The organism is Alteromonas stellipolaris (assembly GCF_001562115.1).
In the GTDB taxonomy this organism is placed as follows: domain Bacteria; phylum Pseudomonadota; class Gammaproteobacteria; order Enterobacterales; family Alteromonadaceae; genus Alteromonas; species Alteromonas stellipolaris.
The window spans coordinates 931,297-944,529 of the sequence record NZ_CP013926.1; the positions used below are offsets into that span (position 1 = coordinate 931,297).

A 13,233-nucleotide genomic window follows, 5' to 3' on the forward strand; every position below is an offset into this window, starting at 1 on the left:
CTTTACCATTCAAATATGTAGCTCGCTACTTTTTCTGTTACTTTCCCAGTTTACTAATATAGTTATTAACATTAACTAGTTTGAAAGTGAACTTATGCAAAACGCCCCTATTAAAGATCTTATTGAGTTCAGTGATTTTGAAAAGCTGGATATTCGTGTAGGTACTATTATCAATGTTGCTGACGTGGAAAAGTCTAAAAAGCTGATGAAGCTCGCTGTAGATTTTGGTGATCATCAACGCTCAATTCTTGCGGGTATTAAACAAGAGCGTGAAAACCCTTTAGAGATTAAAGGCAAGCAAGCGCTGTTTGTCGTGAATTTACCCGAGCAAAAAATGGCGGGCGAAGTATCCCAAGGTATGTTGTTCGATATTGGCTACGCTGATAATTTAACGCCTTGTTTGGCCATGCCTGAAACACCAATGCCCAACGGTAGTAGAGCAGGTTAGTTAGAAGAACTCGGTATCTTTACCCGTATCAGGGGCGAAACTCTTTGTGCTAAAATAATCACTAAGTATCAAGTGGTCTTATTTATGGCAGTGTAATCTGCTAAAATATGCCTATTTGTATCGTTATTGTTTTATATCTGTCTTTTGGTGCCAGCATAATGTTCAAACAAGAAATTAAAACGCTCATCGAGAATAAGCTTACCAAAGATGGCTTATTTGAAACCGGTGTTAAAGGTGTGCAACTATTCAGAGTGACCGAAGGGGTTCGTTGTGCGCCTGCGGTATACGAGCCTACAGTAGTGGCAATTGTCAGTGGTACCAAGGAGGCGATACTAGATGGGAAGTCTTATGTCTATGGCACTGACCAATACATGTGCTGCAGCATGTCTATGCCTGTAGAGGCGGGCACACCTAGCGCGTCACCCGACAATCCACTGTTGGGAGTATTCATTTCCCTTGATACTCGTGTGATGACCGAGCTTACCATGGAAGTAGAGCGGGCTTGCGGCATGCAAAGACAATCAAAAGGGGCTAAGTTTCCGCCAAGTATTGCATTGTCTGATTGGGACAATGACTTTGCTGAAGCGCTAATGCGATTATTGCAGTTAAGCCAAAATACGGCGGATACCGCTGTACTTGGCGACAGTCGCCTTCGCGAAGTCTATTACGCCATATTGAAAGGGGGGGCTGGGGAATCGGCAAGACGCGCATTTGGGGTAGGCAATGAAATTGCTCGCGCCATCGACTATTTATCAACGCGTTTAGATGAAACGGTCACCATCGAGGATATGGCATCGCAGGTGGGCATGAGCAGGGCGGTATTCCATCGCAAGTTTAAACAAGCGACAAGCATGTCGCCAATTCAATTTATAAAGTCTATGCGATTGAATACGGCAGCAATGAAAATTGTAGGTGGTATGAACGTGAATGAAGCCGCGATGGACGTGGGTTACGTGAGCTCATCTCAATTTAGCCGAGAGTTCAAACGTTTGTACGGACAATCACCCAAGCGATGGAGCCAAGGTAGGCAAATACCCGCAGGATTGCTTGAGTATTAAACTAAAGGTGTAAGCCGATTGTATTGCATTGTCGCAAATATATTGGGATGGTAAATAAGTGCATTACACCTTGTTAAGTCAAAAGCAACATTTACGACTAACCACAAAATTGTAAAAGAAATTTCGTTCTTCAAGCACAAAAACTATTTGTCATAAAATAAAAATAATAGGCAGTGCAGTAGTGGAACAATTACTTTTAAATAACCGACAAAAATTACAAGCGGCTATTCCTCTGATTAACAGCTACAACGATAGGTTTGATGATTTGAACCATTGGTGGGGCAAAATCTCGCTTATAGGTAAAATCAATAGCCATAATGTGTCAGATAGCATTTTAGAAGAAATGCTTAGCACCAAAGAGAAATTCTCTGAGTTACAGGGTCGGCTCATTCAAAACCTGATGAAAGAGCACTTGTTGAAACGTTTGGCTGATGATCATAATAAATCTCAAGTCGCTATCGATATTCTTATCAGAAATTTGTTTGAACGTACTGCCGATGTAGGCTTTCTGGCAACTGATGATGATATCCGAGCTTTCTTGCTCAACACTGACTCGCAATCTGAAGACATTAACAATATTCGCTATCGTCTAGAGGAATACGTAAAAAAATACAGTGTATACGATGAAATTCTTCTTCTCGATACGCAGGGGCGGGTAAAGGCTAATTTGGACAGTGATAGTCCAATTGAATTTAGCGAAGACCCTCTAATTTCGAAAACCTTATCGTCTAAAGATGACTATACAGAAACCTTTCGTTATTCAGATCTTCAACCCCATAAGCGCAATGCATTAATTTATTCATGCGCGATTAGGGAAAGTAACGAGAAGGATGCAAGAACCCTAGGTGTTCTTTGTTTATGCTTTAAATTCGACGATGAAATGCAGTCTATTTTTAAGAACTTGCAATCTGAACGTGCCGCTAGCAGCATTATGATTGTGTCTGAAAACAGAGAAGTCATGGCGACTAGCCATCCACAAAAATTCAAAATTGGTGAAAAAATACCTAAGTGTGGTTCTCCTGACTTAGTCACTATGAAACACAATAGCTTTATATCCACAACGTCGGCAACCAAGGGATACCAGGGTTTTAAAGGCTTATCATGGCAGGGTGTAGCTATGACGCCATTAAATAATGCTTTCAAGCATTCAAATGATACCGTGCAACTTCAAACAGACTCTTGTCAGTTACTTAATTCAAAACTCTTTTCCGATGAATTGAAGCAAATATTCAAAACATCGATGTTAATCAATGACGATCTGAGTTTAGTGGTATTGAATGGTATTATTGCTGCAGCGCGCAACAATGCTGTTGAATTCATGCCGGTACTTTCTGAGATCAAATCGACCGGCGAGAGCATAGCGTTAATTTTTTCTAATTCTATCGATAACCTACAATCTACCGTGATCAGCGCACGTCTTGGTGATGTTAGATTTTGCGCCAGTTTAGCGGTAGATATTATGGATCGAAACCTATACGAGAGAGCGAACGATTGTCGTTGGTGGGCGCTTACCACTGCGTTCCGACAGCATTTGCAACTTCCTACCGTAACGCCTGATGCTCAACAAAAAATTTCAGATATTCTTCGTTACATTAATGACCTCTATACGGTTTACACCAATTTATACGTTTATGATAAAAATGGCATTATTATCGCGGTATCTAACAAAGAACATGCGTCAGTGGTTGGAGACAAAGTTGATCCGCACAGTGGCGCCATAGATGCGTTAAATTGTACGGATTCACAAGAATATTCGGTGTCGAGATTCGTTCCGAGCCCGCAGTACGATAATAAGCACACTTACATCTATAACGCGTCAATTACCAGTCTAAAACAAAATAGTGTTGTGGGCGGGATAGGCATTGTGTTTGACAGCGCTCCACAATTTAGTGAAATGTTAAACGATTCGTTACCAAAAGATGAAAGCGGGCATACTTTGATGGGCTGTTTTGGCATGTTTTGTCAGCGTGACGGCATGATCATTTCTTCTACAGAAGGTTGCCCTCAACACGTTGGGGAGGTTATCGAGATAGAACCATCTCTTTTAGGCTTAGCTAATGGTGAGGAAGACTCTCGAATTATAAATTACCAAGGGAAGAAATACGCAATAGGTGTTGCTGCGTCTAAAGGGTATAGAGAATATAAAACAACCGGTGATTATCGAAATGATGTGGTGGCCTTCATCATGATGCCAAGCTAAATAACCTTAAAGCAACCTGTAAGCGATTGTCGCGGCGTTACATTAAAAACAGGGTCGCAGTACCTAAGAATGCAAATATACCCACTACATCAGTAATGGTAGTGAGTATTACGCTTCCGGCTAGCGCAGGGTCTATTTTCAAACGTTTCATGATGAGTGGCAAGGTAGCGCCTGCCATTGCTGCGGCTATCATATTAACCAACATGGCAAAGGCGATAATGATGCCTAGCATGTAGTCTTGTTTCCAAAGCGCTATTACCGAAGCAATTAAGATTGCCCAAATCGCACCGTTTAAGAAACCAATAGATATCTCTTTGCTGATTAACCAGCGGGAGTTGTTGGCATTAACGTGCCCAAGTGCCATACCACGAATAACGAGGGTAAGTGTTTGGTTACCTGCTACGCCGCCCATACTAGGCACTATGGTATTGAGTATGGCTAGTACAGCTAGTTGGCTTAATGTGGCTTCAAATAAATCACTTACCATGGCTGCCATTAGCGCGGTAACCAGGTTTACAGCCAGCCATACTGAGCGTCGCTTGGTACTTTGAAGTACGGGGGCAAAGGTATCTTCGTCATCGTCTAAACCCGCCATACTCATCATGGAATGCTCAGCGTCTTCACGAATAATATCAACCACGTCATCAATAGTAATTCGGCCGACTAGACGGTGTTTTTCATCAACCACCGGGGCTGATAGCCAATTATAACGTTCGAACAAGCTGGCAACTTCATCATCTGGCATATGAACAGGAATGGCTTCAGACTCTTCATCCATTACATCCGATACCTTGGCTTCGGTTTCTGCGGTAAGTAATCGCGTAACCGGAACGATACCGACTAAATTATCAGTTCGATTCACTACATAAAAGGTATCGGTGTTTTCAGGTAATTCGCCTTTAAGGCGAATATAACGAAGTACAACATCAATGGTCACGTCAGGGCGAAGAGTGATGGTGTCGGTATTCATGATGAACCCAGCAGTCTCTTCACCGTATGACAGCGCTTGTTCAGCTCTGAGTCTGTCTTGTGCATCCATTGAATCAAGAATATCTTGCAGCACTGGTTCTGGAAGGCTGCTAAGGGTAACCGCTAAGTCATCGGTATCCATTTCTTCTAACGCGTCTACTACGTTGGCAGGCAGCATCTTGGTGATGATACCGTTACGTACGTCGTCAGAAAGTTCTTCTAGAATATCACCGTGGAAGTCACCATCAATAAGCTCCCATAGTTCGTCACGGGTGCGGCTTGGGCTAGATTCGAGAATATGTGCAACATCAGAAGGGGGTAATTCCAGCAGAAGCTTACGTACAGAAACAAATTGGCCGTTAATTAACGCGCCATTAAGTGCCCTGAGTTGGCTTTGTACGTATTTTGAGACCAGCGCTTCTGCCACTGCTTTTGCCTAAAAATGGAATTCTTTATAACGATAGGATATCGCACTTGCCATGACGCTGTCATGACAAAAGCGCAGCGGGGACAGACAATTACGGGTTATATGATGAAATTATAAGCGGCTTTATTCAGAAAGTCGTAACACAGGCAAGTGTAGTATTATTCGTCTTCGTTAAAACGGCCTTCAATTAAGGTTTCAATGGCGTTTAGTGCTGCTTCAGCATCATTCCCTTCAACCACTACGTTCACCTGTTCACCTTGGTGGCTTTCTAGCATCATTAAGCCCAACACACTGTTCGCATCGGCTTTCTTATCGCCTTTAACCAGCACGATTTTAGCGTCAAATTGATTGGCTAATTGAACCAACTGGGTGGCGGCGCGGGCATGTAAGCCCAACTTATTGACGATAGTAAGTGTTTTTTCAATAGTCATTACTGGTTTAACTCGCGGTGGCGAATTTGAACATCTGGGTGCATTTCGCCAAAGGTTTTCGCTAACGATTGCGCAATAAATACTGAGCGGTGCTGACCGCCAGTACACCCAATCGCAATGGTGACATAACTACGGTTATTGCGTTCCAAATGTGGCAGCCATGTGGTTATTAAGTTCTGAATTTGCCAAATAAATTTTGTCACAACAGGCTGAGAGCCCAAAAACACTTCTACAGGAGCGTCTAAGCCAGTTAAGTGCTTTAAATCTGGTTCCCAATGGGGGTTGGGTAGAAAGCGGGCGTCAAATACATAGTCGGCATCTTTAGGTATGCCGTGCTTGAAGCCAAACGATTCAAACACCAATACCAAACGAGAGCTTTTCTTACCTAGAATTCGCTCGCGAATAAGTTCTGCGAGTTGATGAATGGTGAGCTTATCTGTATCAATATACAAATCGGCGCGCTCAACAATAGGCGCAAGTAAATCTGATTCGGCTTTTATCGACTCAGATAAGGATTTGTTGAGCTTGGCTAACGGGTGAAGTCGGCGTGTTTCACTGAAACGCTTCACCAGCACATCGTCGCTGGCGTCGATATACACAATGGTCATAGACCAAGACGAGGGTAGGTAATCTAAAATCTCTACCAAGTCGGCTGGATTTTTTGGCAGGTTTCTTACATCAATACTTACCGCGACTTGGTCATATTCATCAACCACAGTATGGGTAAGGGTAGGGAGAAGGTTAACCGGAATATTATCTACGCAATAGTAGCCTAAGTCTTCAAGGGCACGTAGCGCAACTGATTTTCCTGAACCGGATCGACCACTGATAATAATCAGTTTCACCTGCATTTCTCCCTTTAAAATATGGTGCTGTGCTTTATTGGCTTAAAGCCGTAATAATGTCGTCACTGGTGGAGGCCCGCCTAATGGCTTTCACCGTTTCTTTATCACTTAGTTTACCGGCAACGGTAGCAAGTGTTTGTAAGTGACCTTCTGTTTTCTCTTCAGGCACTAACAAGGCAAAGAATATATCTACGGGTTGATCGTCAAGCGCATCAAAATCGATGGCAGGGTTACTGGTTACAATAATGGCGATAACGTGTTCTAAACCCGGTAATCGACCGTGAGGCAATGCAATGCCATTGCCAATACCCGTACTTCCCATTCGTTCACGGGCAAGTAGGCTAGCTAACACTGTGGCCTGATCGATGTCGGGATTATTTTTAGCGGCAATGTCGCTAATAATCTCTAAAATACGTTTTTTACTATTACATTGAACCGCACACTCGGTGCGGTCCAAACTTACTATGGCTTGAATTTCCATACTAATATTTAGTGCTTTTTCAGCTTTTCCTTATGCTTGATAACTTGCCTGTCGAGCTTGTCGATCATGCTATCTATCGCCGCATACATGTCTGTATTATGAGATGAAGCAAACACTTCTGCGCCGCTAAGGTGCATGGTGGCTTCGGCTTTTTGATTGAGTTTTTCGACGTTCAGGATGACATGCACATTAGATATGTGGTCAAAGTGACGCTCTAGTTTGCTGAACTTAGTATCGACATAGCTACGCAAAGAGTCAGTAATTTCGACATGATGACCGGTAAGGTTGATTTGCATATTTCGTCTTCCTTAAATTATCAAGGCCTTTAGATAAGGCTTTTGCGTTGGTTTGACGGCGGAATCGATAATGATTCCCGGTATTTTGCTATTGTTCGCCGGGCAACTTTAATGCCTTGTTCGGCCAACAATTGAGCAATCTTGCTATCGCTTAATGGCTTGCTGGGCGTTTCCGCTGCCACAAGCTTTTTAATTAACGCGCGAATAGCGGTAGATGAACACTCACCACCAGATTCCGTTGCCACGTGACTAGAGAAGAAATACTTCAATTCGAAAATGCCACGTGGGGTATGCATATACTTTTGCGTGGTGACACGTGAAATGGTGGATTCATGCATATCTACCATTTCTGCGACATCATTTAGCACCATTGGTTTCATCATTTCTGGGCCGTGCTCGAAAAAGCCCATTTGTTGCTGCACAATACAGTTCGCTACTTTCATCAAGGTGTCATTTCTTGACTCAAGGCTTTTTATAAACCATTTGGCTTCTTGCATGTGTGAGCGAATAAATTGCGAATCGCTGCTGTTTTTAGAGCGTCTGCTCATGGCAGCATATTGCTGATTTACGCTTAATTTAGGCAGGCTATCGGGGTTAAGTTCCACCACCCAACGGCCATTCTTTTTGTTTACCGAAACATCAGGAATAACGTATTCCGGCTCTTTGGTAATTAATGCACTACCTGGACGAGGATTCAACGTTTGCAATAAGCGCATGGCTTCGCGAAGTTGATCTTCTTTCAAACGGCTCTTGCGCATTAACGTACGGTAGTCTTTGCTGCTAAGTAGGTCTGAATACTCGTTGATAAGCTGTCTTGCTTCAGTAAGCCATGGCGTGTCGTCTGAGAACTGGCGAAGCTGCACAAGCAAACACTCTTGCGGAGTACGTGAACCTGAACCGATAGGGTCGAACATTTGAATACGTTTTAGTACGCATTCAACTTCGTCCATTTCAACCAATTCTTCAACATCGTCGGAATTCACTGACTCTAAAATCTGTTCAATGGGTACGTTGAGGTAACCAGATTCATCAATTGAGTCGATAATGGCGGTAGCAATTGCGCGGTCGGTATCTGAAAACGGGGTTAAACGCATCTGCCAAAGCAAATGGTCTTGAATATTGTCGGTAGTTTCACCCTGAAACAGTTGGTCGTCATCATTATTAGAGGGACCTGGAGCGGGTGCAGATGAGGCCGAGTAATACTCGTCCCATGTGCTATCAATTGGCAATTCGTCGGGAAGGTCGTTCTTTTCAAGCGCGTCTCCTGCTTCTTAAAGAATCGCTAGATGCAGTAGGAGCTGCTTCTACAGAAGGGTCATCTCCATCCATGTTGTTTTTCTCAACAGGGTGGTCATCGCCGCCTTCTTCAACTTCTAAAAGTGGGTTTGAGTCTAGTGCTTCCTGAATCTCTTGCTGCAGGTCGAGCGTAGACAACTGCAGCAGCTTGATTGCCTGCTGCAACTGCGGTGTCATGGTAAGTTGTTGACTGAACTTTAGCTGTAAAGATGGTTTCATCTACGTCTTATTTTTAAACTCTTGTTGTGAATATACCCGTACTTAAAACTGAAAATGACAATTCGGTTACAGTAACTATAGCCTGAATTGTTCTCCTAGGTATACATCCCTTACTTTCTGATTACTTAAAACTTGTTCTGCCGTCCCTTGCGCGATGAGTTCGCCTTGGCTCACAATATACGCTTTCTCACACACATCCAGTGTTTCTCTTACGTTGTGATCGGTGATTAGGATTCCAATTCCTCTGTCACGAAGATGTTGGATAATCTTCTTTATATCATTAACCGATATAGGATCAACACCAGCAAATGGCTCATCAAGCAAAATAAATTGCGGATCAGCGGCTAAAGCTCGCGCGATTTCTACTCGGCGACGTTCACCACCGGATAAACTCATACCCGTACTATTACGTATATGGTTGATATTAAATTCATCAAGTAGCGCATCGGCTTCTTGTTCTTGCTCTGCTGAACTTAACCCTTTACGGGTTTGTAAGATAGCCATGATGTTCTCAAACACCGTCAATTTTCTAAAAATCGAGGCTTCTTGCGGCAAATATCCAATTCCGCGGCGTGCACGTTCATGCATGGGCTCGTGGGTTAATTCGCTGTCATCAATGCTGATTTTGCCCTTATCAAGGGGCACTAAGCCAACAATCATGTAGAAGGTAGTGGTTTTACCGGCACCATTTGGGCCGAGTAATCCAACGATTTGCCCAGTCGATACTGATAAGCTTACATCGCGAACCACCTGACGTGCTTTATACGCCTTTGCAAGGCTCTGTGCGCTCAACGTTGCCATTATTAGTTATCGCCTTCGTTATTCGATGACGCTTTACGTATTGCCTCAGGCGTAAATACGGTAGTTACTCTGCCACCTTCACCGTCTTTGCCGCCTGTTGCAAGCAATTGTTCTGTAACCATGTCAAAGGTAATCTTGTCGCCTTGTACTTTACTGGTGTCTTGCTGTAATTCAGCACTACCTTGTAAAGAAATAGTTCGGTTTACCACTTCATAGCGAATTTCATTGGCCTTCGCTGTGACGGTGGCACCGTCTTCAAGTTCTTGCGAGTAGCTGGCTGGTTTGCCGCGAGCAACGAATATCTCTCGTCCATCACCTTCGCTGGCAATAACTTCAACTTCATCGGCATTTATTACCAAAGAACCTTGGGTAATTCGTACATCATCTTTAAACAATGAGGTTTTATTTTTGCCGTCAACAAATTGCGATTTCGAGTCGACTTTAATGGGTTTGTTAAAGTCGCTTTCAGCCGCTATAGCCACAGTAGCGAATAGGCTAACAGCTAGGCTGGTCGCTAATGCTTTAGTGGCTAGGCGAATAAATGGTTTGTACATGGTCTATTAACTCGTATTCCTGGGTACGCAAATTGGCGTTAAACCCATTGCTGTTAATCACATATTGTAAGCCACGTATTTCCACGGGCTGATCAGATGTCATTTGCTTAGTGTACAGGTTTATCTCTATAAACGCTGTGCGTATTGTTCTTACAAAGTCATCGACACTTTGGTTTTCAATAACGACATTATTTTCTAGCTGTATCAATTCGTTATTATACAAAGTACCTTCTGTCGCGGTCACTTCCCACGGAGACTGTGCATCGTCGGTATACAATGTATATCTGGGCTTTTGGAATAAAACAAAGCCCAATTGGTCGTAATGTTCCATCGACGCCGCAAATACTTTGTGATTTAGCTGGCCTTCTTGATTATACAAGGTGGTCGTTAAGTTTTTGGCTTTGTACGCGGGCTTTAATGCATCTAACCCCTGATTAGTCTGCTGGGTAGGATCTTCTTCCATCCAAATCGGAATATACATGGCGGATGCCAATATAAATAACACCGAAATACTCAAGCCTAATCGGTCAAACCCTAATACCTTCATACGCTAGCACCTTGAATGCCGTGCAGTTTGTCGTTTGCTTGAAGTAGAGTGTCACATATTTCACGTACCGCACCGAAGCCACCTGGCAATGCGGTGATCCAGTTCGCTTGTTGGGCAACCGCAGGGTGGGCGTCTTTTACCGCAATTTTTATGTTAGCGTGAGGGTACATGCCGGTATCTGGCATATCGTCACCTACCACCGCCACATGCTCGGGCTTAAGTGATAAGCGAGTCATAAGTTCGGCCAGTGCGTCAGACTTATTTTCTTCACCTTGCACGATGTGTGCAACATTCAGCGCTTTCATTCTATTTTCGACAATGGCAGAGCGCCTGCCCGTAATGACCGCTACCGCTACTCCAGAATTCACGAGCGCTTTAACGCCGTAGCCATCCCTAGTATGAAATGCTTTTAACTCTTCGCCAGCATTACCGAGGTAAATACGGCCATCCGAAAACACACCATCTACATCACACACTAATAATCGAACATGCTTTAACGAGGAATACAAAGCTTCAGGCATAGCGGTATAAAGTGTATTTACGGTTGTTTGGGTGTCGCTCATTATAAAACTCCCGCTTTGAGTAGCATGTGCATGTTGAACGCGCCCACAGGCTTGCGGGTTTCATCCGTTACCATAAGCGCGCTTATCTTATGGGTTTCCATTAAGTTTAGCGCTTCCACGGCGAGTTGCTCTGGCATGGTTGTTTTACCGCCCTTGGTCATCACTTGTGTAACCGTTGCGGTATGCAAGTCTATGCGGGCATCTAAAATACGGCGTAAGTCACCGTCGGTGAAAATTCCAATCAATATACCTTGATTATCGATAACCCCTGTCATACCCAAACCCTTATTGGAAATTTCCAATAGCGCGTCTGCAACCAGGGCGTTTTCGTCTACCAAGGGTAATTCGCTACCCGTCAGCATAATATCGCTTACTTTAAGCAATAGTTTTCTGCCTAAGCTGCCACCAGGGTGGGAAAGCGCAAAATCGTCAGAGGTAAAACCTTTGCGATCAAGTAGCGCGACGGCAAGGGCATCACCCATTACCAGCGTCGCGGTAGTGCTAGAGGTAGGTGCTAAGCCTAAAGAGCACGCTTCTTTTTCTACGCTGATATTTAATACCACGTCTGCGTGCTGGCCTAACGAACTGGTTACGCTATTAGTCATTGCAATAACCGGCACGTTTAAGCGCTTTACGATGGGTAATAGGTTAACGAGCTCTGCGGTTTCACCAGAATTAGAAATAGCGAGTAGCACATCACCTTTGCTTAACATGCCTAAGTCGCCATGGTTAGCTTCGCCTGGATGCATGAAAAACGACGGGGTTCCGGTACTGGCAAGTGTTGCTGCAATCTTGTGCCCGATATGCCCTGATTTACCCATGCCGCATACCACAACCTTGCCTACGCAGTTTTGTAGCAAAGTGCATGCAGTAACAAAGTCATCGTTCATACGAGATGCAAGCGCTGATATTGCCTGCGCTTCTATTTCTATGACGCGCTTAGCTGAAGTGATGAAGCTATTTTCTTGTGACATTACGCAAAAAGCCAAAATTGATAACCAATAAAGCAAGCAATCAATAAGCCGCCATTTCTTCGACTTATTCGACGATTACCCATCAAGGTGAAACTAAATAAGAACAATAATAAAGTTAGCCCAAGCACAACAAACATATCGCGGTTATAAACGTCAGGGTCTAACGCGCCCGGGGAAATTAAGCCCGGCATGCCTAGTACGGCAAGTAAATTGAAAATATTAGAGCCAATAATATTTCCTAAGGCCAAGTCGTCTTCCCCTTTAAGCACACCTGCAATACTGGCAGCCAATTCGGGCAGGCTGGTACCAAGAGCTATAATGGTCAAACCGATAACTAAATCCGACATACCTAGGTACTTGGCTATTTCTACTGCTGAACCTACCAAGAAGTGTGCACTCAGCGGTAGCAATATTAAGCCAACAACAATCCAAAAAATGGCGGAAGAGGTGGGTACATCGTTAGGAATTTCATCTGTCGTCTCACTCACTAACGGGTCTTCTTTGTCTACTTTCATAGACAACCATCCCATTAAGCCTAAAACAATCACGAAGAGGCTGATGAGAATGATGCCTTCCAGGTGAGTAAGTTCGCCATCGAAAAGAAAAGCAACCGCAATGACGGTAATAACAAGTAGGGCAGGGAGTTCACGCTTTAACGTAGAGGAGGCAACAAGAAGCGGTTTAACTAGCGCAGTAATACCAAGCACAAGGGCAATGTTGGTAATGTTTGAGCCTAATGCATTACCTACGGCGGTATTCATATTACCGTTAATAGATGCTGCGGCTGACACCACAATTTCAGGCGCAGACGAACCCATTGCGACAATGGTTAAGCCTATCATCATGGGCGCCATACCAATATTCTTGGCAAACGCTGATGCACCGTAAACAAAACGGTCTGCACTCCAGCTAAGTACAATCAGTCCAACTAAAAAAATGACTACGTTTAAAAGCACAACAACCAGCATAGTTAGGAATTTCACAAGATTGTCGCAAAAACAATGCCATTTGCCTATGGGAACTATCGCTTATTTTAGTAAAGGTGGTATTAAGTGCCCCTTTGATCATGCTTACTGATTGAAAATTATTCGAATTTTCTAAATTCGAATAAATCGAACATAACT

At 43.6% G+C, this 13,233-nt stretch carries 14 protein-coding genes and 1 pseudogene; 3 read left to right on the forward strand and 12 right to left on the reverse strand.

Annotated features, from left to right (window positions below):
• Positions 1-94: 94 nt before the first annotated feature.
• From AVL57_RS03820 to AVL57_RS03830, 3 genes are all read left to right on the forward strand, one after another.
• On the forward strand, positions 95-448 hold the full coding sequence (locus AVL57_RS03820) for a tRNA-binding protein (protein ID WP_057793766.1): 354 nt from the start codon (positions 95-97) through the stop codon (positions 446-448).
• Positions 449-606: 158 nt separating this feature from the next.
• Positions 607-1,506 carry an AraC family transcriptional regulator gene (locus tag AVL57_RS03825; RefSeq protein WP_057793763.1) on the forward strand — a complete coding sequence of 300 codons (900 nt, stop codon included), beginning with the start codon at positions 607-609 and terminating at the stop codon, positions 1,504-1,506.
• A gap of 181 nt (positions 1,507-1,687) precedes the next feature.
• Positions 1,688-3,706: a cache domain-containing protein gene (locus AVL57_RS03830; protein ID WP_138118111.1), complete on the forward strand. Its 2,019-nt coding sequence runs from the start codon at positions 1,688-1,690 to the stop codon at positions 3,704-3,706.
• A gap of 37 nt (positions 3,707-3,743) precedes the next feature.
• On the opposite strand, the gene mgtE is transcribed toward AVL57_RS03830, so the two are convergent.
• From mgtE to AVL57_RS03890, 12 genes and pseudogenes are all read right to left on the reverse strand, one after another.
• Positions 3,744-5,102, reverse strand: a complete 1,359-nt coding sequence (gene mgtE, locus AVL57_RS03835; protein ID WP_057793761.1) for a magnesium transporter — start codon at positions 5,100-5,102, stop codon at positions 3,744-3,746.
• A 158-nt stretch (positions 5,103-5,260) separates the two neighbouring features.
• A complete protein-coding gene (locus AVL57_RS03840) occupies positions 5,261-5,533 on the reverse strand; it encodes an HPr family phosphocarrier protein (RefSeq protein WP_013785364.1) in 273 nt (90 codons plus the stop codon).
• Positions 5,533-6,378: an RNase adapter RapZ gene (gene rapZ, locus AVL57_RS03845; protein WP_041453031.1), complete on the reverse strand. Its 846-nt coding sequence runs from the start codon at positions 6,376-6,378 to the stop codon at positions 5,533-5,535. Before rapZ ends, AVL57_RS03840 begins: the two co-directional genes overlap by 1 nt.
• Positions 6,379-6,412: 34 nt before the next feature.
• The gene (ptsN, locus tag AVL57_RS03850) at positions 6,413-6,859 is read right to left on the reverse strand and encodes a PTS IIA-like nitrogen regulatory protein PtsN (RefSeq protein WP_057793759.1); all 447 of its coding nucleotides are present in this window, start codon (positions 6,857-6,859) and stop codon (positions 6,413-6,415) included.
• A gap of 8 nt (positions 6,860-6,867) precedes the next feature.
• The gene (gene hpf, locus AVL57_RS03855; RefSeq protein WP_013785361.1) at positions 6,868-7,155 is read right to left on the reverse strand and encodes a ribosome hibernation promoting factor; all 288 of its coding nucleotides are present in this window, start codon (positions 7,153-7,155) and stop codon (positions 6,868-6,870) included.
• A gap of 29 nt (positions 7,156-7,184) precedes the next feature.
• A pseudogene (locus AVL57_RS03860) lies at positions 7,185-8,670 on the reverse strand (RNA polymerase factor sigma-54).
• Between the two features lie 75 nt (positions 8,671-8,745).
• A complete protein-coding gene (lptB, locus tag AVL57_RS03865; protein ID WP_057793757.1) occupies positions 8,746-9,471 on the reverse strand; it encodes an LPS export ABC transporter ATP-binding protein in 726 nt (241 codons plus the stop codon).
• Between the two features lie 2 nt (positions 9,472-9,473).
• Complete coding sequence (gene lptA, locus AVL57_RS03870; protein WP_082604967.1) at positions 9,474-10,025, reverse strand: lipopolysaccharide transport periplasmic protein LptA; 552 nt, start codon at positions 10,023-10,025, stop codon at positions 9,474-9,476.
• Complete coding sequence (lptC, locus tag AVL57_RS03875; RefSeq protein ID WP_057793754.1) at positions 9,994-10,572, reverse strand: LPS export ABC transporter periplasmic protein LptC; 579 nt, start codon at positions 10,570-10,572, stop codon at positions 9,994-9,996. Before lptC ends, lptA begins: the two co-directional genes overlap by 32 nt.
• On the reverse strand, positions 10,569-11,135 hold the full coding sequence (kdsC, locus tag AVL57_RS03880) for a 3-deoxy-manno-octulosonate-8-phosphatase KdsC (protein ID WP_082604966.1): 567 nt from the start codon (positions 11,133-11,135) through the stop codon (positions 10,569-10,571). Before kdsC ends, lptC begins: the two co-directional genes overlap by 4 nt.
• Positions 11,135-12,109: a KpsF/GutQ family sugar-phosphate isomerase gene (locus AVL57_RS03885; RefSeq protein ID WP_057793752.1), complete on the reverse strand. Its 975-nt coding sequence runs from the start codon at positions 12,107-12,109 to the stop codon at positions 11,135-11,137. The genes kdsC and AVL57_RS03885 overlap by 1 nt, the downstream gene beginning before the upstream one ends.
• Positions 12,109-13,065, reverse strand: coding sequence for a calcium/sodium antiporter (locus tag AVL57_RS03890; protein WP_057796342.1), 957 nt, complete (start codon positions 13,063-13,065; stop codon positions 12,109-12,111). Before AVL57_RS03890 ends, AVL57_RS03885 begins: the two co-directional genes overlap by 1 nt.
• Positions 13,066-13,233: the final 168 nt, after the last annotated feature.